The sequence below is a fragment of the Paractinoplanes brasiliensis genome, assembly GCF_004362215.1.
GTDB lineage: Bacteria > Actinomycetota > Actinomycetes > Mycobacteriales > Micromonosporaceae > Actinoplanes > Actinoplanes brasiliensis.
The window spans coordinates 5765266-5784378 of sequence record NZ_SNWR01000001.1; the positions used below are offsets into that span (position 1 = coordinate 5765266).

22 protein-coding genes and 1 pseudogene are annotated in these 19113 nt (G+C 71.2%); 13 read left to right on the forward strand and 10 right to left on the reverse strand.

Annotation, left to right across the window (positions count from 1 at the left end; all coding sequences use genetic code 11):
• Positions 1-5: 5 nt before the first annotated feature.
• The 4 genes from C8E87_RS26160 to C8E87_RS26175 all read left to right on the forward strand — a co-directional run bounded on the left by C8E87_RS26160 (position 6) and on the right by C8E87_RS26175 (position 1632).
• Positions 6-437 (forward strand): phage holin family protein, encoded by a 432-nt coding sequence (locus C8E87_RS26160; RefSeq protein ID WP_133875536.1) that lies wholly within the window; start codon positions 6-8, stop codon positions 435-437.
• A complete protein-coding gene (locus tag C8E87_RS26165; protein ID WP_133875537.1) occupies positions 434-850 on the forward strand; it encodes a DUF3618 domain-containing protein in 417 nt (138 codons plus the stop codon). The genes C8E87_RS26160 and C8E87_RS26165 overlap by 4 nt, the downstream gene beginning before the upstream one ends.
• Positions 847-1119 (forward strand): DUF4235 domain-containing protein, encoded by a 273-nt coding sequence (locus C8E87_RS26170; RefSeq protein WP_133875538.1) that lies wholly within the window; start codon positions 847-849, stop codon positions 1117-1119. Before C8E87_RS26165 ends, C8E87_RS26170 begins: the two co-directional genes overlap by 4 nt.
• 309 nt (positions 1120-1428) lie before the next feature.
• A complete protein-coding gene (locus C8E87_RS26175) occupies positions 1429-1632 on the forward strand; it encodes a cold-shock protein (protein WP_011905669.1) in 204 nt (67 codons plus the stop codon).
• Between the two features lie 99 nt (positions 1633-1731).
• Here the strand turns inward: C8E87_RS26175 and C8E87_RS26180 are convergent, their stop codons facing one another.
• Complete coding sequence (locus C8E87_RS26180; protein WP_133875539.1) at positions 1732-1980, reverse strand: hypothetical protein; 249 nt, start codon at positions 1978-1980, stop codon at positions 1732-1734.
• Entirely contained in the window at positions 1974-2966 is a 993-nt protein-coding gene (locus C8E87_RS26185; RefSeq protein WP_133875540.1) for an aldo/keto reductase, read from the reverse strand. The genes C8E87_RS26180 and C8E87_RS26185 overlap by 7 nt, the downstream gene beginning before the upstream one ends.
• Positions 2967-3055: 89 nt before the next feature.
• Between C8E87_RS26185 and C8E87_RS26190 the strand changes: the two genes are divergently transcribed.
• The gene (locus C8E87_RS26190) at positions 3056-3817 is read left to right on the forward strand and encodes a trans-aconitate 2-methyltransferase (RefSeq protein WP_133875541.1); all 762 of its coding nucleotides are present in this window, start codon (positions 3056-3058) and stop codon (positions 3815-3817) included.
• 12 nt (positions 3818-3829) lie between these two features.
• Positions 3830-4852, forward strand: a complete 1023-nt coding sequence (locus C8E87_RS26195; protein WP_133875542.1) for an adenosine deaminase — start codon at positions 3830-3832, stop codon at positions 4850-4852.
• On the opposite strand, the gene C8E87_RS43815 is transcribed toward C8E87_RS26195, so the two are convergent.
• The 4 genes and pseudogenes from C8E87_RS43815 to C8E87_RS26210 form a co-directional block, all read right to left on the reverse strand.
• Positions 4831-4989: a hypothetical protein gene (locus tag C8E87_RS43815; RefSeq protein WP_166660998.1), complete on the reverse strand. Its 159-nt coding sequence runs from the start codon at positions 4987-4989 to the stop codon at positions 4831-4833. The genes C8E87_RS26195 and C8E87_RS43815 overlap by 22 nt on opposite strands.
• Before the next feature lie 15 nt (positions 4990-5004).
• A complete protein-coding gene (locus C8E87_RS26200; protein ID WP_133875543.1) occupies positions 5005-7248 on the reverse strand; it encodes an RICIN domain-containing protein in 2244 nt (747 codons plus the stop codon).
• A 152-nt stretch (positions 7249-7400) separates the two neighbouring features.
• A pseudogene (locus C8E87_RS26205) lies at positions 7401-8722 on the reverse strand (HAMP domain-containing sensor histidine kinase).
• A 77-nt stretch (positions 8723-8799) separates the two neighbouring features.
• Positions 8800-9489 carry a response regulator transcription factor gene (locus tag C8E87_RS26210; RefSeq protein WP_133875544.1) on the reverse strand — a complete coding sequence of 230 codons (690 nt, stop codon included), beginning with the start codon at positions 9487-9489 and terminating at the stop codon, positions 8800-8802.
• A gap of 96 nt (positions 9490-9585) precedes the next feature.
• On the opposite strand from C8E87_RS26210, the gene C8E87_RS26215 reads away from it, so the two are divergent.
• Complete coding sequence (locus C8E87_RS26215) at positions 9586-10470, forward strand: ADP-ribosylglycohydrolase family protein (RefSeq protein ID WP_133875545.1); 885 nt, start codon at positions 9586-9588, stop codon at positions 10468-10470.
• A 26-nt stretch (positions 10471-10496) separates the two neighbouring features.
• Entirely contained in the window at positions 10497-10997 is a 501-nt protein-coding gene (locus C8E87_RS26220; protein WP_133875546.1) for an HIT family protein, read from the forward strand.
• Here C8E87_RS26220 and C8E87_RS26225 read toward each other — a convergent pair.
• Entirely contained in the window at positions 10990-13149 is a 2160-nt protein-coding gene (locus C8E87_RS26225) for an elongation factor G-like protein EF-G2 (RefSeq protein WP_133875547.1), read from the reverse strand. The genes C8E87_RS26220 and C8E87_RS26225 overlap by 8 nt on opposite strands.
• 224 nt (positions 13150-13373) lie before the next feature.
• Here C8E87_RS26225 and pgsA point away from each other — a divergent pair, with 224 nt between their 5' ends.
• From pgsA to C8E87_RS26245, 4 genes are read left to right on the forward strand one after another with little or no spacing between them, the layout of a single operon-like run.
• Complete coding sequence (gene pgsA / locus C8E87_RS26230) at positions 13374-14003, forward strand: phosphatidylinositol phosphate synthase (protein WP_133875548.1); 630 nt, start codon at positions 13374-13376, stop codon at positions 14001-14003.
• Positions 14000-14863 (forward strand): phosphatidylinositol mannoside acyltransferase, encoded by an 864-nt coding sequence (locus C8E87_RS26235; protein WP_239079997.1) that lies wholly within the window; start codon positions 14000-14002, stop codon positions 14861-14863. The genes pgsA and C8E87_RS26235 overlap by 4 nt, the downstream gene beginning before the upstream one ends.
• A gap of 11 nt (positions 14864-14874) precedes the next feature.
• Positions 14875-16029, forward strand: a complete 1155-nt coding sequence (locus C8E87_RS26240; RefSeq protein WP_133875550.1) for a glycosyltransferase family 4 protein — start codon at positions 14875-14877, stop codon at positions 16027-16029.
• Between the two features lie 25 nt (positions 16030-16054).
• On the forward strand, positions 16055-16585 hold the full coding sequence (locus C8E87_RS26245; RefSeq protein ID WP_133875551.1) for a hypothetical protein: 531 nt from the start codon (positions 16055-16057) through the stop codon (positions 16583-16585).
• A gap of 45 nt (positions 16586-16630) precedes the next feature.
• Here the strand turns inward: C8E87_RS26245 and pdxS are convergent, their stop codons facing one another.
• The 3 genes from pdxS to C8E87_RS26260 form a co-directional block, all read right to left on the reverse strand.
• Positions 16631-17527, reverse strand: coding sequence for a pyridoxal 5'-phosphate synthase lyase subunit PdxS (gene pdxS, locus C8E87_RS26250; protein WP_133875552.1), 897 nt, complete (start codon positions 17525-17527; stop codon positions 16631-16633).
• Positions 17528-17632: 105 nt separating this feature from the next.
• Complete coding sequence (locus C8E87_RS26255) at positions 17633-18058, reverse strand: VOC family protein (RefSeq protein WP_133875553.1); 426 nt, start codon at positions 18056-18058, stop codon at positions 17633-17635.
• Positions 18055-18471 (reverse strand): helix-turn-helix domain-containing protein, encoded by a 417-nt coding sequence (locus C8E87_RS26260; RefSeq protein ID WP_133875554.1) that lies wholly within the window; start codon positions 18469-18471, stop codon positions 18055-18057. Before C8E87_RS26260 ends, C8E87_RS26255 begins: the two co-directional genes overlap by 4 nt.
• A gap of 14 nt (positions 18472-18485) precedes the next feature.
• On the opposite strand from C8E87_RS26260, the gene pdxT reads away from it, so the two are divergent.
• The gene (gene pdxT, locus C8E87_RS26265; RefSeq protein WP_133875555.1) at positions 18486-19097 is read left to right on the forward strand and encodes a pyridoxal 5'-phosphate synthase glutaminase subunit PdxT; all 612 of its coding nucleotides are present in this window, start codon (positions 18486-18488) and stop codon (positions 19095-19097) included.
• Positions 19098-19113: the final 16 nt, after the last annotated feature.

Genomic DNA, 19113 nt, shown 5'->3' on the forward strand with positions numbered 1-19113 from the left:
ACACCATGGCCGATGTCCTGAACGGTCGCACCGCTGCGCCCTCTGATCAGTCCACCGCCGAGCTGATTCAGCGCGCCAGCGAGCAAGTCAGCCGGCTCGTTCGTGACGAGATCGCATTGGCCAAGGCCGAGCTCGCGGAGAAGGGCAAGCATGCCGGCATCGGCATCGGGCTCTTCGGCACCGGCGGCGTGCTGGCCATGTACGGGGTCGGCACGCTCATCGCCACCCTGATCATCGTTTTCGACCTGTTCCTGCCGCTGTGGCTGGCGGCGTTGATCATTACGGTGGCGCTCTTCCTGGTCGCCGGCATTCTCGCCCTGGTCGGCAAGAAGCAGGTGACCAAGGCCGTTCCCCCGGAGCCCCAGGCCGCGATCGAGAGCGTCAAGGCCGATGTCGAAGAGGTCAAGCACGCGGTCAAGGAGCGGAGTCGCGGATGAGCGAGAACAACGGATCGGCGGCGCCCAAGCCGACGGTCGAGGAGCTGCGTGCCGAGATCAAGCAGACGCGCGCGGAGCTCGGCGAGACGGTGCAGGCGCTCGCCGCCAAGGCGGACGTGAAGGCTCGGGCCCGCGAGCAGGTCGAGCAGACCAAGCTCAAGGTCAAGGCCCAGGCCGCCGAGGCGACCGAGCGCGTACGCGGGGTGGCCGCGGCCGCCGCCGGCGCGGTCTCGGGAAAGGTTCACGAGGTGACCGACCAGGCCACCGAGAAGGTCAACCAGAACGGTACGAGCGACCTTGCCGGGCAAGCGCGGGAACAGATACGGAACAGTCCGGTTCCGATTTCCCTTGTTTTCGCGGGCGCGGTCGCGATCGTGGGCATCATTCTGATCGTGCGAGGGAGACGACGGTGAGCGGCAAGGTTTCGAAGCTGGCCTACAAGCCGGTCGGGTTGCTGCTCGGCATCGGCGCGGGCGCGCTGGCCGGACTCGTATTCAAGGAAGTCTGGAAACTTACCGCAGGTGACGACGACGCCCCGAACGCGACCGACGAGGATCGGGGCTGGGGCGAGATTCTCGCGGCGGCCGCGCTACAGGGCGCGATCTTCTCACTCGTGAAGGCGGCCGTCGATCGAGGCGGGGCCGTTGGCGTGCGGAAAATGACTGGTCAATGGCCTTCGTGAAGTTAGGTTAACAGTCGTTGGTCTCCCACTCCGTGAGAGCGAAGTGGGGGGCCATTTCCATATCAGCGGTTGCTTATTCGAATCTCTCCAGGGGCAGCTTTGCGACCCGTTTTTCGGGTACAGTGTGCCCAGTTTTTGCGTACGTGGTTCGCTGCTTCCGCCCGATCGCGGGAAGCCGGTCACCCACCGGGGACTCGAAGCCGGGCGGATGGGACGTCCTCTGAAAGGCCGCCTCACGGCGCCGCTGCTCGAAAACGGTCATCGGCCCGGGGCATCGCGGGGCCGGCATTTTCAGAAGGAGAGTTCAGCATGGCGCAAGGAACCGTGAAGTGGTTCAACGCAGACAAGGGCTTCGGCTTCATCACCGTCGACGGCGGGGGTGCTGACGTGTTCGTCCACTTCTCGGCCATCCAGACGAGCGGCTACCGCACTCTGGAAGAGAACCAGCGGGTCGAGTTCGAGATCGCCCAGGGCCAGAAGGGCCCGCAGGCGGAGCAGGTTCGCCCGCTCTGAGAACCCCATGCCGGTTGCGAGACCGGCTGCCGATCGCCTGGCGGAGGTCGGCTCTAGCGCAGAAACCCCCGCATCCTCGCTGAGGATGCGGGGGTTTTGTTATCGGCCCGCGGCCGTCTCGGCCCGTTTCGCGCGAGCCCTCGTGCGCTCGCCCAGGATGATCAGAATCAGTCCGCCGACCGCCACGACAGGACCGACGACCGCCCAGATCCGGATTCCGCTCATCCGGCTGTCGGTGAGGACGTCGAAACCCTGCAGCGTCCACAGGGCGCCGACCACCACGGCCAGCACGCCGAGGGCCATGGGGAGCCAGCCGTGGAGCGTGCGCGGTGCCGGTTCGTTCACCATTTGTCATGCACCTGCGGGCGGATCAGCTCGTCGTAGACCTCGCGGACGCCGGCCTTGGCCTCGTCGCTCAACGACGGGAGCTCGGCCACGGCGGCGTTGGCGCGGGCCTGCTCCGGGTTACGGGCGCCGGGGATGACGACCGTGAGACCGGCCTGGTCAAGCACCCAGCGCAGCGCGAACTGGGCCATCGTGAAGCCCTCGGGCACCAGCGGCCGCAGCCGCCGGACGGCCTCGAGGCCGGTCGCGAAGTCCACACCGGAGAACGTCTCGCCGACGTCGAAGGCCTCGCCCCGCCGGTTGTAGTTGCGGTGGTCGTCGGCGGCGAAGGCGGTGTTCTCGTCGTAGCGGCCGGAGAGCAGCCCGCTGGCCAGCGGCACCCGCGCGATGATGCCCACGCCGGCCTCGGCCGCGGCCGGCAGCACCCGCTCGAGAGGCTTGAGCCGGAAAGCGTTGAGGATGATCTGCACGCTGGCGGTGCCCGGGCGGGCGATCGCGGCGAGCGCCTCCTCGACCTTCTCGACGCTCACCCCGTACGAGCGAATGCGCTTTTCCTGCACCAGGGTGTCGAGCGCGTCGTAGACGGCGCCGGACGAGAAGACCGGAGTGGGCGGGCAGTGCAGCTGCACCAGGTCGAGCGTGTCGACGCCCAGGTTGGCCCGGGAGCGGTCGGTCCACGCGCGGAAGTTGTCGAGCGTGTAGTTGCCGGGCTCCTGCGCCATCCGGCGGCCCATCTTGGTGGCCACCGTCAACTGCGGCTCCGATTCAGAAAGCTGAGCCTTGATGAAAGAGCCGATGATCTGTTCGCTGCGGCCGTCGCCGTAGACGTCGGCGGTGTCGATGAAGGTGACACCGGCGTCCACCGCGGCCTGCAGGGTCGCGTGCGCGTCGGCCTCGCTCACGTCACCCCAGTCGGCGCCGAGCTGCCAGGCTCCCAGTCCCACCACGCCGACCGAGCGGCCCATCCTGCCGAATTTGCGATTCTCCACAGGCCGACCTTACTCGCGTGAAATCCGCTGACGGCGGTGGATGCTGTTATGGTGCCTGCAAGACGTACGTACGGTTTGGGAGGGCGATCATGTGGGATCCCGCTGTGTACCGCCGTTTCGGCGCCGAGCGTTCGCGCCCGTTCTTCGACCTGGCCGCCCGCGTCGGCGCCGAGCGGCCGCGCGCCGTCACCGACCTCGGCTGCGGTCCCGGCGAGCTGACCCTGACGCTGGCCGAGCGCTGGCCCGGCTGCCGACTGACCGGCGTCGACTCCTCACCCGAGATGATCGGTAAGGCGCTCGCGCACGGCGGCCCCGCCCGGTTCGAGGTCGGCGACGTCCGCGACTGGCTGCCCGGGCCGGACATCGACGTGCTGATCACCAACGCGACACTGCAGTGGGTGCCCGAGCATCGCGAACTGCTCGCCCGCTGGGCCCGCGAACTGCCCGCCGGCGCGTGGCTGGCCATGCAGGTGCCGGGCAATTTCGGCGCGCCCTCCCACGTACTGCTCCGCGAGGCCGGCCGCCGTCACGGTGTGAGCGACGTGCTGCGTGAGGCGCCGGTCGACGACCCGGCCGGGTACGCCGCCCTGCTCACGAGCGCCGGCGCCGAGGTCGACGCGTGGGAGACCACCTATCTGCACCTGCTGGACGCCTCCGGGCCCGAGCATCCGGTGCTGCGCTGGATGGAAGGCACGGCGTTGCGTCCCGTCAAGGCCGCCCTGGACGAGAATGCTTGGCAGTCGTTCCGAGCCGACCTGGCCCGGGAGCTCTCCGGCGCTTACCCGGCGACCGGCGCGTACGTCGCGTTCCCGTTCCGCCGTGTCTTCGTGGTGGCGCGGACCGCCCGTTAGAAGGGACCTGAGGTGACCGAGCTGACCTCGTTCATCGCCGGCCTGCCCAAGGCCGAGCTGCACGTCCACCACGTGGGCTCGGCCTCGCCGCGGATCGTGGCCGAGCTGGCCGCCCGGCACGAGGGCGCCTCCCCGGTGCCGGCCGACCCGGTCGCGCTGGCCGACTACTTCGCGTTCCGCGACTTCGCCCACTTCATCGAGGTCTATCTGAGCGTGGTCGACCTGATCCGCGACGACGAGGATGTGCGCGTGCTGACCTTCGAGGTGGCTCGCGAGCTGGCCCGGCAGCAGGTCCGGTACGCCGAGCTGACCATCACGCCGTACTCCAGCGTCAAGCGGGGCATTCCGGCCAAGGCGTTCTGCGAGGCGATCGAGGACGCCCGCCGCGGCGCCGCCGCCGAGTTCGGCGTCGACCTGCGCTGGTGCTTCGACATCCCGGGCGAGGCGGGCCTGGCCGCGGCCGAGGAGACGTTGCGGATCGCTCTCGACGAGCGCCCCGACGGCCTGATCAGTTTCGGGCTGGGTGGGCCAGAGGTCGGCGTGCCGCGGCCGCAGTTCAAGCCGTTCTTCGACCAGGCCCGCGCCGCCGGGCTGCGCAGCGTCCCGCACGCCGGCGAGACCACCGGCCCGCAGACCGTCTGGGACGCCCTGCGCGAACTCGGCGCCGAGCGGATCGGGCACGGCATCAGCGCCGCGCAGGACCCGGAGCTGCTGGCCTACCTGGCCGAGCACCGGATCCCGCTCGAGATCAGCCCGACCTCGAACGTACGCACCCGCGCGGTCGGCTCGATCGAGGAGCACCCGCTGGTCACGCTGGTCGGCGCCGGCGTGCCGGTGAGCATCAACTCCGACGACCCGCCGATGTTCGGCACCACCCTGGAGGCGGAGTACGCCGTGGCCGCGCGACTGCTCGACCTCGACGAGCGGGGCGTCGCCGAGCTGGCCAAGGCGGGCGTCGAGCAGAGCTTCCTCGACCCGGCCGGCAAGTCCGCCCTGCTCGCCGAGATCGACGCCTACTCCGGCCGGAGCGCGTAGAGCGGCTCCTGCCAGATCGCGAGCACGACGACGATGCCGATCGTCAGCACCGCTATCCAGCGCACCAGCCGCCGCTTGTTGAACCTGGCCGGGCCCTCCTCGGGCTCGGTCATCGGCCTTTCCAGGGTGTCGCGCACAGCCTTGCCTCCCGCCTAGTCGGGTACCGCCGTCCAGCTCTGGTACCGCTGGTCGTTGCCGGCCTGCAGCACGAGCACCCGGTGGGCGCCGTACCGCTGGTCGCCGACGCCGGCCACCAGGCCGCCGTCCGTGGTGCGCAGCTTGAACCCGTAGGGTGAGGCCTGCAGGGTCCACCGCGCCGCGCTGTTGTCGCACTCGGTCTGCACGAGCGGTTCGCCCGCGACCGTTTCCCGGCCCAGCGGGCCGACACACTGGCCGGTCGCCCGCGAGACCAGCCGGTACGTCTTGTCGCCGGCCGGCACGAGCTGCCACTGCTGCTGGGCGTCGTCGTCGGCCGCGCTCAGGGTGATCGGCGTGCCCGGCGTGGTGCGGGCCGCGTAGAGGTTGGCCGCGCCGCCGGTGAGCGCGTTGGTCAGCGTGAACCAGGAGTTCTCGGCCGGGCGGGCCGCGGGGGCCGTCTCGGCGGTGACCCGTGCCGTGTACTTCGGGCCTGACTTCACCGTCACCTGGTATTTCGCGTCGGGCTTGAGGCCGATGAGCCGGGCCCGGGTCGCCTTGGTGGTCGCCACCGGCTGGTTGTCGACCCACACCTGGTAGGTCGCCTCGGCGGACGCCGCGCTCCAGTTCAGCCGCACCGAGCCGCTGGTGGCGTCGCGCACCTCGACGACCGCCTGCAGCGGCCCGCCCTGCACGCCGTTGGCCGGTTCGGTCGGCGGGCCGGTGGTCGCCGCGACCGGCACCGACGGCACGTCGCCGCCCGCGCCGGGGGTCTCGGGCGGGGCGGACGGCGCTGTCCCGGGCTCACCGCCGGGGACCGGCGCGCTCGGCGTCGCGCTCGGCGACGGCGGGGCGTCACCACCGCCGTCGGCCTCGCCCGGCTGAGGCGTCCCGGGCGTGGGCCCGGTGGTCCTGCCGGGCGCCGGCTCGGCCGGGGCGGAGGCGGGAGTCTCGGCAGGCAGCGGCGCGCCGATCGTGTCAGGGATGTCGTCGCCGCCGTCGCTGCGCAGCAGGAACTCGCTGCGCGCGATGTTCCAGTTCTCGTCGAGGTAGCTGCCCGGCTTCGGGTTGGTGTTGAAGTAGTCGTCCTTGCCGCAGTCGAGCCGGATCTCGCTCTTCTTGGGGCAGACCGTACGCACCGGCTTGCCCGAGCGGTCGGGGCCGCAGAGCAGGTCGTGGTCGTCGAGGCAACCGCCGGCGCCGCTGGAGTTGGGCGAGTCGATCAGCGTCGCGCCCAGCGTGTGGGTCAGCTCATGGGCGGCCATGGCCGAGCTCCAGCAGCCGGAGTCGACCCGCCCGTACGAGGGTCCGCCGTTGTTGCGGTTGCCCAGGCCGGGCCGCCGGTCGGCGATGTAGGTCGCGATGCCGCAGTAGACAGTGGCGTCGGCGAACATCAGGTACTTCCGGTCGGTGCGGTTGTAACCAAGCTTGGCCAGCGCGGCGATGTTGCTGGTGAACGACGCCAGCGCGCCGGTCGGCAGCTGCACCTCGGACACGTCGACCCGGCACTGCGGGGTGGTCACGAAGCGGACGTGCCGGGAGCCGCCGGTCTCGGCCGCGCTCTCGTCGAAGATCTGGTCGACGCCGGCCGCCCAGTTGCGGATCGAGCCGAGGAAGTCGGTGTAGCGGCTGGGCGTGCCGTACTCGTGCAGGTAGAGCACCTGTACCCGCTTGCCGCTGCGCCCGTCGCCCTCGCAGGCCACGTCGTGCACGCCCATGATGAAGTCGGCGTCGCCGGGGGTCACGTCGGGCACCAGCGCCGGCGCGTCGGCCGTCAGGGCGCTGCCGCCCTCGTCCCGGGCGATCTCGGCGTCCGTCGGGGTGGCCGCGGCGGACTCGCGTACGGGGTCCTTGGGCTCGGGGGCCTTGGCGGTCACCGGGGTGACGCCTCGGCGAACCTTGAGCCCGGCCGGCGCCTCCTCGGGGCCGTGCGTGCAGGTCTGCTTGTCCAGCTCGTACGAGCCGGCGCAGAGCGATCCCGCCTTGGCCGGCTTGAGCCCCTCGTAGACCAGGCCCTCATCGGGCTTGTCGGCCGGCAGGGCGGTCAGGGCGAAGTGGCGTGATCCGTTGCTGCCCGCGACGTTGTCGACCACGCTCGGCCCGACGACCCCGCCGACGCCGAGCAACGCCAGTCCCAGCACCACCGGGACCAGCCGGTGGGGCCGCCGGGAAACGGCCCGGCGGTGACCACGCCGGACCGGTTCGCGGTGCGTGGGCAAAAGCTCTCCTAGCCGTGCGGGGGCGCGGTGGGAGGTGGTCATGGGGTTACCACCCCTCACCGCGCGGCGGCCTCGCCGGCTCGCGGGTGCGGGCGTCGAACCGGAAGACCGGATGGGATCGGGGGGAACACTGCCAGCCCGGCCCGGCGAGCGGAACGCCTTTAATACAGATCTAAGCAAGAATCTGGTCCGCTTCACTCGGATCGGGCAGGTCGGCTGCCCCGTTCCCGGGCCAGGCGTCCGACCAGGCCGAAACGGCTCGCCTGCTTGGGCGTGGCCTCGGCGTCGGAGAACAGCATGACCACGCTCGCGCCGCCCATGGCCGCGCGGTCGAGGCTGACCGAGCCGCCAGTGGACTGGGCCGCGCGGCGGGCGATGTCGAGCCCGAGCCCGGTCGAGCCCTGATTGCTCTGGCCACGTTGCATTGCCTTCTCCGGATCGGGAATGCCGGGCCCGGCGTCGTCGACACGCACCGCGACCCAGCCGTCGCGCCGTGAGATGCCCACCTCGAACGCCGTGCCCTGGGGGGTGTAGCGGAACACATTACCCAGAACGGCGTCCAACGCGGCAGCCAGTTCGGCCCGCGCAACCGGCACGGGAATGCGAACACTTGCGCCCACCACGCGGTAGCTGCGGTTCTGGTCGCCGGCCAGCGCCGACCAGAACGTCATCCGTTCGCGTACGACCTCGCTGGCGTCACACACCCCCGTCTCGGGCGCCGCCGCGACCTGAGCCGCGACCGCCTGCCGGGTCGTGTTGATCAGCTCGTTGACCTCACCCTCCAGCGTCACGATGGCCTGCCGGATGCGCCGGATGCCGCGCCGCCGGTCGACCTCGTCGGGGCTCAGGCTGATGATCTGGGTGTCGTCGGGGTCGAGGGCCTCGGCGTCCAGGCGCAGCGCCGTCAGCGGGGTGCGCAGCCGGTGCGACAGGTCGGCCACCATCTCGCGCTCGCTGGTGCGCGAGGTCACCAGGCGGTCGGCCATGCGGTTGAACGCGTAACCGGCCTCGGCCAGCTCGCGGGGCCCGGACGGCTGGATGCGCACGCCCAGGTCGCCGCCGCCCACGGCCATGGCCGCGTGCACCAGGCTGCGAGCGGAGTTGACCGCCCCCGGGCCAGCCGGTCGACCACCACGACACTGCCCGCCACCAGCACCAGCGCGATGCCGAGCAACAGCCACCAGTCGCCCGCGGCGCCGTCGGTGAGCTCGCTGCCGGGCACGAAGACCTCGACCACGAACGTACGGGCCCCGGCCGTGACCGGCTCGAGCCGCGCGACGCCGCCGTCGACGTCCTGCGTCACGGTCGACCCGCTGGTCGCCGCGTGCCGGACCTCGTCACCGGTGGCCCGGCCGCCCGACGTCACGCCCGGCGCGTACACCTTGACCCGGCCCTCGCTGCCGGCGGTCACCGCGCCCAGGCCCTTGCCGTTCGCGCCGGCCGTGATCGCGCCGGCCACCCGGGCGCTCTGCTGCGCGGCCGAGCTCATCGCCTGTTCGCGACGGTCCTCGCGCATCTCCCAGCCGAGCGGGACGAGGAACACGAGAGCGGCGACGGCGGTGGTCGCGGCGGTGATGTAGGCCAGGCGGCCCCTCAGTCCGGCGCCACCAACCGGAATCCGACTCCCCGCACGGTGCGCAGGTAACGAGGCTTCGCCGCGGACTCGCCCAGTTTCCGACGCAGCCAGTACAGATGAACGTCGATCGTCTGATCCTCGCCGACCGATGGCTGTCGCCATACCTCCTCCAACAGCTCACGACGGGACACCACCCGGCCCGGGCGGGCAGCCAGGTAGGCCAGCAGGTCGAACTCCTTACGCGTCAGCGCGAGCGGCTGCTCGGCCAGGGTCGCGCTGCGCTCGCCGATGTCCACCCGCAGCTCGCCGACCTCGTGCACGGCGGGCTGGGCGGTGCGGCTGGCCCGGCCCACGCGCCGCAGCACCGTGGCGATGCGCGCGTCGAGGTGGGCGCCGGTGAACGGCTTGACCATGTAGTCGTCGGCGCCGGCTCGCAGGAGCCGCACGACGGTCTGTTCGTCGTCGCGCGCGGTGGCGATGATGATCGGCACGTCCGTGATGCCGCGCAGCATGCGCAGCGCGTCGGAACCGTCCAGGTCGGGCAGACCGAGGTCGAGCACGACGAGGTCGGGCGTCTCGGCGGCGACCCGCCGCAGAGCGTCCAGCGCCGTGCCGACGGCGTGCACGGCATGCCCCCGGTCGGCGAGCGATCGGAGCATGGCGCCGCGCACGACGTGATCGTCTTCGACGAGCAACACCGTGGCCATGCGAAGAAGGTACTGCCCCGGGCAACCAGGTCCTAACCGGTGATGCAGGGACACTCTTCGATTACTGAGCGTGGTGGAATACCATCCGTTGTGCCGATGTCATTCACTCTTTTTCCCGATACGCGCCGCGCGCTGGCCCTCGACAGCCTGGCCGGCCTGAGCGTCGGCGACGCGCTGGGCGCCCAGCATTTCGTCGCGCCCGTCGACCCGGCCGACCCGCCGGCCGCGCCCTGGCCGTGGACGGACGACACCGAGGAGGCCTGCTGCCTCGTCGCGGTGCTCGCCGAGGGTGACTTCGACCGGGACGGCTTCGCCGAGCTGCTGGGCCGGCGTCACGACCCCTACCGCGGTTACGGTCCCGGCGCGGTCGTCATGCTCCGCGAGATCCGCGAGGGGCTGCCCTGGCCCATCGCGGCCGCCGCGGCCTTCGACGGGCAGGGCTCGGCCGGCAACGGCGCTGCCATGCGGGCCGCCCCGCTCGGCGCCTGGCACGCCGACTCGCCGGCCCACGCTGCCGCGCAGGGGGCCCGGGCCGCCGAGGTCACCCATGCGCACGCCGAGGGCATCGCCGGGGGAGTGGCGGTGACGGTGGCCGCGGCGCTGGCGGCGGCCGGCCGGCTCGACGGGGTGCGTCCCGCCCTGCTGAGCGCCGTGGCGGCCTACACGCCCGACGGGCTCGTGCGTGACGGTCTGGTGGCGGCCACCCGCCTGAACTCTGCCGGCGAGGTGGCGTACGAGCTGGGAAACGGCGCCCGGGCCATGGCGCGCGACACCGTGCCGTTCGCGCTCTGGGTGGCCGACCGGTTCCTCGACGACTATCCGGGGGCGATCGGGGCCTGCATCCGCGCGGGCGGCGACGTCGACACCACCTGTGCCATCGCCGGGGGAGTCGTGACGGCGTACACGGGCAGCGACGGCATCCCGGCGCGCTGGCGAGCGGCCCGTGAGCCGCTGCCCGGGTGGCTGACCGCCCAGGCCTGACCCGGTCGCTGACGTAGGGTGCCCGTGTGAGCGACCCCGACGGCCTCGAGCGGCTCTGGACCCCGCACCGCCTCGACTACGTCACCGGCGAGGGCCGTCCCGACGGCTGCCCGTTCTGCCTGGCGCCGGCCGAGCCCGAGGCGACCAGCCTGGTCGTGGCGCGCGGCGAGCTCGTGTTCGCCGTGCTCAACCTCTATCCGTACAACCCCGGGCACGTCATGGTCTGCCCCTACCGGCACGTGGCCGACTACACCGACCTCACCGACGCCGAGACGGTCGAGGTGGCTTCCTTCACCCGTACGGCGATGCGCGTGATCCGGTCGATCAGCAGCCCGCACGGCTTCAACCTGGGCATGAACCAGGGCGCCGTCGCGGGCGCGGGGATCGCCGCCCACCTGCACCAGCACATCGTGCCGAGGTGGGGCGGCGACGCGAACTTCATGTCGGTGGTCGGTCAGACCAAGGTGCTCCCGCAGCTGCTCGGCGAGACCCGCCGCCTGTTGATCGGCGCGTGGCCGGTCACTTGACCGTCTGCTCCTTTTTGAAGGCTTCTGCCAGGTGCACGGGCATGGGTTCGTGGCGGGCGTACGTGCGGGTGAAGGTGCCCGCGCCGGAGGAGAGGGCTCGTAGCTCGACGGCGTAACGCACCAGCTCGGTGGCGGGCACCTCGGCGCGGACCAGGCTGTGCGTGCCGTCGCCGTCGTTCTCGGTGCCGAGCGGCCGGCCGCGGCGCCCGGAGAGGTCGCTCATCACCGCGCCCACGTACGTGTCGGGCACCCGCACCACGATCTCGTCGATCGGTTCGAGCAGCGTGACCTGCCCGTTCGCGGCGGCTTCGCGCAGCGCGAGCGCACCGGCGGTCTGGAACGCGGCATCCGACGAGTCGACGCTGTGCGCCTTGCCGTCGTACAGGGTCACCCGCAGGTCGACCACCGGGCAGCCGGCCGCCAGCCCGCGTTCGAGCTGGGCCCGCACCCCCTTCTCGACCGAGGGGATGTAGTTGTGCGGCACCGCGCCGCCGACCACCTTGTCGACGAACTCGAAGCCGGACCCGCGGGGCAGCGGCTCGACCCGGATGTCGCACACCGCGTACTGGCCGTGGCCGCCGGACTGCTTCACGTGCCGCCCGTGCCCCTGCGACTCGCAGCCGAAGGTCTCGCGCAAGGCCACCTTGACCGGCTCGGTGTCGAGCTCGACCCCGCCCGAGCGCAGCCGGTCGAGCACCACGTCGGCGTGCGACTCGCCCATGGTCCAGAGCACCAGCTGGTGGGTGTCGGGGTTGCGTTCCAGCCGCATGGTCGGGTCGCCGGCGACCAGGCGGGCGAGGTTCTTGGCCAGGGCGTCCTCGTCCGAGCGCGACTTGGCGACCACGGCGATCGGCAGCAGCGGTTCCGGCATCGTCCACGGCTCCATCAGCAGCGGCAGGTCCTTGCTGCTGAGCGTGTCGCCGGTCTCGGCGCTGCCCGACTTGGTGATCGCGCAGATGTCGCCGGCGACGCACTGGCCGACCTCGCGCAGCTGGGCGCCGAGAGGGGAGTAGATGTGGGCGACCCGCTCGTCGGCGTCGTGGTCGGGGTGGCCGCGGTCGGCCATGCCGTGCCCCGAGACGTGCAGCGTCTGCTCCGGCCGCAGGGTGCCGGAGAACACCCGTACGAGCGAGACCCGGCCCACGTGCCTGTCGATCGTGGTCTTGACCACCTCGGCCACCAGTGGGCCGTCGGGGTCGCAGGTCAGCGGCGGGCGAGCCGAGCCGTCGACGCCGGTGACCACCGGCAGCTCGTGCTCCAGCGGCGACGGCGCGGCGCTGACCAGGCCGTCGAGCAGCGCGTCGAGCCCCACGCCGGTGCCCGCGCAGACCGGGATGACCGGATAGAAGTTGCCCCGGGCGACCGCTTTCTCGAGGTCCGGCAGCAGCGTCGCCGTGCTGATCAGTTCGCCGCCGAGATAGCGGTCCATCAGGGATTCGTCCTCGCTCTCGGCGATGACCCCCTCGATGAGCGCGTTGCGGTCGTCGGCGATCGGGTTGAGGTGCTCGGGCTCGGCCTCGCCCTCGCGCGGCGGATACCCCTCGGAGTAGTCGAGCACCCGCAGCGTGACCAGGCCGATCAGGCCGGCCACGGAGACACCGTCGTCGCCGAGCATGGGCTGGTAGATCGGCATCACGTTCTCACCGAACGCCTCCTGCACGCCGGCCAGGGTGTCCTCGTAGTCGGCGCGCGGGTGGTCGAGCCGCGTGATCGCCACCGCCCGGGGCATACCGACCGCGGCGCACTCCTCCCACAGCGCGACGGTGGCGTCGTCGACCCCGTCGACGGCCGAGACCACGAAGAGCGCGGCGTCCGCGGCCCGCAGGCCGGCGCGCAGCTCCCCGACGAAGTCGGCATAACCGGGGGTGTCGAGCAGGTTGATCTTGACGTCCCGGTGCACGACCGGCGCGCACGACAGCGCGACCGAGCGCTGCTGACGGATCGCGGCGGGGTCGTGGTCGGTCACCGTGGTGCCGTCGGTCACCGAGCCGGCCCGGGAAATCGTCCCGGTGGCCGCCAGCAGGGCCTCGACCAGGGTGGTCTTGCCCGCGCCGGAGTGTCCCACCAGCACCACGTTGCGTACTCTGCCGGGCTCGGTCACCACCGGCGCCGTCGCGCCGTTGAGCCCCTTCTCCGAGGTCTTCTGCGCCATGGCGGCCGCTCCCGTCCGGTTCGAGGTCCTTCGGGGCCGGGCTCCCGCGCGCGGCCGACGAAGTCCATTACGTGACTGTTACGACGCTCTTACTGAATCCCACACCCGCGAGTGTCCGAAGGGCAACCCTTTGTGGTGGCGGAGCGTCACAGAAATGACGATACGGCCAAGGCCGCTCACCGGACGCCGGGGACCGGCGCCTCGGCCGATATGGTGGGACGGCCATGGCAAAGATCGTTCAAGTACCCGCGCGCGCCGTCATCGCCTACGGCGTGAATCCACTCGCCCGATTCCTGCTGCGGATCGGCGTCACGCCCAACGCGGTCACCGTCGCCGGCACCGTCGGCGTGCTGTTCGGCGCCTCGTTCGGTGCGAGGGGCCACCTCATCTGGGGCACGGCCATCGTCACCTTCTTCGCCCTGACCGACGCGCTCGACGGCACGATGGCCCGGATGCGCGGCGGATCGAGCAAGTACGGCGCCCTGCTCGACTCGTCGATGGACCGCATCGCCGACGCGGCCGTCTTCGGCGCGGTCGTCTACTACCTGCACACCGAGGGCAACCCGTACGGGGGGATGATCGCGGCCCTGGTCAGCCTGGCCGCCGGTCAGGTCGTGTCGTACGTGAAGGCGCGCGCCCAGAGCCTCGGGCTCGACGCCGACGTCGGCATCGCCGAGCGCCTCGAGCGGCTGCTCATCGTGGGTGTCGGCGGCCTGCTCGGCGGGGCTGGGCTGGAATGGGGCCTGCCGGCCGCGCTCTGGGTGCTGGCCGCGCTGTCGATCGTCACCGTGTTCCAGCGGCTGATCCACGCGCACCGCACGGAGCCCGCGCCGGCGAAGGAACCCACTGCGTGAAGGACCGGCTGATCGAGTGGGGCTACGCGGCCGGGTGGCGGGTCACGCGGGCCCTTCCGCTGCCCTTGGCGCGCCGTCTCTTCCAGTTCGGGGCCGACCGCGCGTACGCGAGAAACGGTCCGGGCACCCAGCGGCTGCGGCGCAACCTGCGGCAGGTCAAACCGGACATGGACGACCTGCTGGTGCGGGACGGGCTGCGTTCGTACGCGCGGTACTGGCTGGAGGCGTTCCGGCTGCCCTCGCAGACCCGGCAGCACTTCCTCGACGGCTTCGGCATGTCCGACGAGAACTACTCCGAGCTCAAGTCGGCGATCACCGACGGCAAGGGGGTCGTGCTCGCCCTGCCGCACGTCGGCAACTGGGACGCGGCCGCCGCGTGGCTGGTGTCGCACGACTGGCGCATGGTCACCGTGGCCGAACGGCTCAAGCCCGAGGGCGTGTACGAGCAGTTCCTCGCGTACCGCAGAAAGCTCGGCATGGAGGTGCTGCCGCTCACCGGGGGCCGGCGCGCCCCGCTCGAGGTGCTGGCCGAACGGCTGGGCCAGGGGTACGCGGTGTGCCTGCTGGGCGATCGTGACCTGTCCCGCAACGGCGTCGAGGTGACGTTCTTCGGCGGGCGTACCCGGATGCCGGCCGGGCCCGCGATCCTGGCCATCCGTACAGGGGCGCCCCTGTACGCGGTCGACCTGTACTTCACCGAGACGCAGACCCGGGCGGTGCTGCGCCGCATCACGCCGGCGACCGAGGGCCCGCTCGACGTACGGGTCAAGGCCACCACCCAGATGCTCGCCGACGCGTTCGCCATCGGCATCGCCGAGCACCCGCAGGACTGGCACATGCTGCAGAAACTGTGGTTGTAGGGAGCCGGGACATGCGGATCGGGATCGTCTCGCCCTACTCGTTCGACGTGCCCGGCGGCGTTCAGAACCACATCATGGACCTGTCCGAGGCGCTGATCGGGCTGGGGCACGAGGTGAGCGTGCTGGCCCCGGCCGACGAGGACGCGGAACTTCCCCCGTACGTGGTCTCGGCCGGACGCGCCGTGCCGCTGCCCTACAACGGGTCGGTCGCCCGCATCGCGTTCGGGCCGGTGTCGACAGCGCGGGTGCGGCGCTGGCTCAAGGCCGGGCGGTTCGACGTGCTGCACGTGCACGAGCCGATGACGCTCAGCCTCTCGCTGCTGGCGGTGCTGTCGGCGCGGGGGCCGGTGGTCGCCACCTTCCATACCGCCATGACGCGTTCGCGGGCGCTTTCCGCTGCTCAGGGGATGCTGCAGCTGGTGGTCGAGAAGATCACGGCGCGGATCGCTGTCAGTGAGCTGGCGCGGAAGGTGCAGGTCGAGCATCTCGGCGGGGGAGCGGTGGAGATCCCCAACGGGGTTGCTGTCAGCAAGTTCGCCTCGGCCTTGCCCCTCGACGGGTGGCCCGGAGAGGGTGGTTCGCTGGGGTTCCTCGGGCGGTTCACCGAGCCTCGCAAGGGGTTCGACATCTTGCGTGCGGCTTTTGTCCCCTTGGCTCGCCGGCGGCCGGGATTGCGGCTGCTCGTCGCCGGTCCCGGCGACCGAGACGACCTTTACCACGAAATTCCGGTTGATCTGCATGATCGGGTGGTGTTTCTAGGACTTGTCCCCGAATCGGACAAGGCTCGCATGTTGCGTAGTGTCGATGTCTACGTGGCGCCGAACACCGGGGGCGAGAGCTTCGGGATGATCCTGACCGAGGCCATGGCGGCCGGAACGGCGATCGCGGCCAGCGACCTGGACGCCTTCCGGCGGGTGCTCGACGGCGGCCGTGCCGGGGCGCTCTTCCCCACCGGTGACGCCGAGGCGCTGTGTGGCCTGCTCGACGCGCTGCTCTCCGACCCGGCCCGGCGGGCGGGCCTGTCCGAGGCGGCATCGAGCGCGGTCTTGGCGTTCGACTGGACATCGGTCGCGCAGCGTGTCCTCGAGGTGTACGCAACGGCGATAGAGGCCACCGACGGGCGGGTCATGGACGAGGAGTGGGACGAACCACGTTCCGGCGAATGACACCGGCGAGCCCCGGGGCACTACGATTCCGGCCATGTGGTGGGTCCTGGGTGTCGTGGCGGCGGTCGTGCTGCTCGCCGCCTACCTGGGCTGGACGGCTCACCGCGTCGAGCGGGTGCACGTGCGCGCCCAGTCGGCCGAGCGGGCCCTCGACGCCCACCTGATGCGCCGGGCCGCGGCGGCGGCCGTCGTCGCCGAGCAGGCCGACATCGTCGAGCTCTACGCTGCGGCGCGGCTCGCCCTCGACGCCGACCCCGACGAACGCGAGTCCGCCGAGAACGACCTGACCCGCCAGTTGCAGGCGATCACGTTGTCGGGCACGGATCCCGCCACCCGCACGCTCGTGGCCTCCAGCCGGCGGGTGGTGCTCGCCCGGCAGGTGCACACCGATCTCGTACGCGATGCTCTGACCGCTCGCCACCGTCCGCTCGTACGCGCTCTGCGGCTGGCCCGGCGTTACCCGCGCCCGCAGTATTTCGACATCGAGGAGCCACCGATGCCGCCGGCCGTTCCTGCTCCGGCTTCGGTTCCGGCGGCCCCTCTCGAGCCGGTCTGAGCTTTCCCGGCGGCGTTCTTGCCGGCCGCTTTGCCTGCCGAGCCTTTACCAGCCGCGCTCGGACAGGCGGTGCGGCACGGGCTCGTCCTCGACGTTGATGCCGACCATGGCCTCGCCCAGGCCGCGCGACACCTTGGCCAGCACGTCCGGGTCGTCGTGGAAGGTGGTGGCCTTGACGATCGCGGCCGCGCGCTGGGCCGGGTTGCCCGACTTGAAGATGCCGGAGCCGACGAACACACCCTCGGCGCCCAGCTGCATCATCATCGCCGCGTCGGCCGGGGTCGCGATGCCGCCCGCGGTGAACAGCACCACCGGCAGCTTGCCCAGTTCGGCCACCTCGCGAACCAGCTCGTACGGGGCCTGAAGCTCTTTCGCCGCGACGAACAGCTCGTCCTCGGGCAGCGTCTGCAGCCGCCGGATCTCCTGCCGGATCTTGCGCATGTGGGTGGTCGCGTTGGAGACGTCACCCGTGCCGGCCTCGCCCTTCGACCGGATCATGGCCGCGCCCTCGGTGATGCGGCGCAGCGCCTCACCCAGGTTGGTGGCGCCGCAGACGAACGGCACCGTGAAGTTCCACTTGTCGATGTGGTTGGCGTAGTCGGCCGGGGTCAGCACCTCGGACTCGTCCACGTAGTCGACGCCGAGCGCCTGCAGGACCTGCGCCTCGACGAAGTGCCCGATCCGGGCCTTGGCCATCACCGGGATCGACACGGCGTTGATGATCCCGTCGATCATGTCGGGGTCGGACATCCGTGACACGCCACCCTGCGCACGGATGTCGGCGGGCACCCGCTCCAGGGCCATGACCGCCACGGCCCCCGCATCCTCAGCGATCTTCGCCTGCTCCGGCGTGACGACATCCATGATCACGCCGCCCTTGAGCATCTCCGCCATACCACGCTTGACCCGCGCGGTCCCGACGGCGGGCTGGTTGTCAGACATGGGAAAACTCGCTCCTCAGACAGGTGATGGGTCAGCCGGATCGTAACCACGCCACCCGTCCCCACCGATGGCCAATCGACCCCCCGGTGGCCTGCCCGCCGCCGGCTACCCGAGGTCGGCCGGGTTGAAGTCCTTCTTCTCGACCAGCACCAGCCAGTTGCCTGTGTTGTCCCGCATCACCGCCTCCACCCCGTACGGGCGATCGGCCGGCTCCTGCAGGAATTCCACCCCCGCCGAGACCAGCTCCGCGTGGGTCTTGCGGCAGTCGTCGACCCGCAGGCCGAACCCGCCCATCTGTCCCGCCTCCAGCTGTCCCCGGATGAACGCGGCGGCCTCCGGCGACAGCGGCGGGCCGGGCGTCATCAGCGTCAGCTCGAGCTCGGGCTGGTTGGGGTGGGCCAGTGTGACCCACCGCATCTCACCCATGCGTGCGTCCACCCGGGGCTCGAACCCCAGATGACGTACGTAGAAGTCGCGGGTGGCCTCCTGGTCGAGGCAGTACACGGTCATCAGCGAGACGTTGAGAATCATGGTTCGACGCTAGGCCGTACCGGCGTCCCGGGCTTCTCCGAAATTGATATCACCCCGTGCATGAACAGCCAGCACCCCGGAATGTGCGGCGCCCCGTCCGCGTAGCGCCGCTGATAGGCCAGCGGGCTCTCGCCGACCAGGGCGGTGAACCGCGACGAGAACGAGCCCAGCGACGAGAAGCCGACCGCCATGCACACCTCGGTGACGGTCAGGTTGGCGTGCCGCAGAAGCTCCTGGGCCTCGGCGATGCGCCGGCGCGACACGTAGCGCATGGGAGTTTCCCCGTACGCGGTCCGGAATGCTCGCACGAGATGACAGCGCGACATGCCGGCCAGCGCGGCCAGCTCACCGAGCGTGAGATCGCGCGCGCTGTGCCGGTCGATGTGGTCGCGCACCCGGCGCAAGGCGAACACGGCCCGAGCTTAAGCTGGCCGTCGTGAACATCGGAGTGCTGGCCCTGCAGGGCGACGTGCGCGAACACCTCGCCGCGCTGGCCGAGAGCGACGTGCTGGCCCGTCCGGTCCGCCGGCCCGAGGAGCTGGCCGACGTCGAGGCGCTGGTCATCCCGGGTGGGGAGTCGACCGCCATCAGCAAGCTGGCCGTGGCGTTCGGGCTGCTCGATCCGGTCCGCAAGCGGATCGCCGACGGGATGCCGGTCTACGGGTCGTGCGCGGGCATGATCATGCTGGCGTCGACGGTGCTCGACGGGCGGCCCGACCAGGAATCGTTCCACGGCATCGACATGACCGTGCGGCGCAACGCGTTCGGCCGGCAGGTCGACTCGTTCGAGGGCGACGTGGCGATCGACGACATCGAGGGCGGGGATTTCCACGCCGTCTTCATCCGCGCGCCGTGGGTGGAGGAGGTCGGCGACGACGTACGGGTGTTGGGTCGCGTCACCGGCGGTCCGGCCGCCGGTAGGATTGTCGCCGTTCGGCAGGGGAACCTGCTCGCCACGGCTTTCCACCCGGAGCTCACCGGCGACCTCCGCGTCCACCGGTACTTCGTCGAGATGGTCCGCCAGGCCGTAGACGTTTAGGCACGACTCGGAGGTT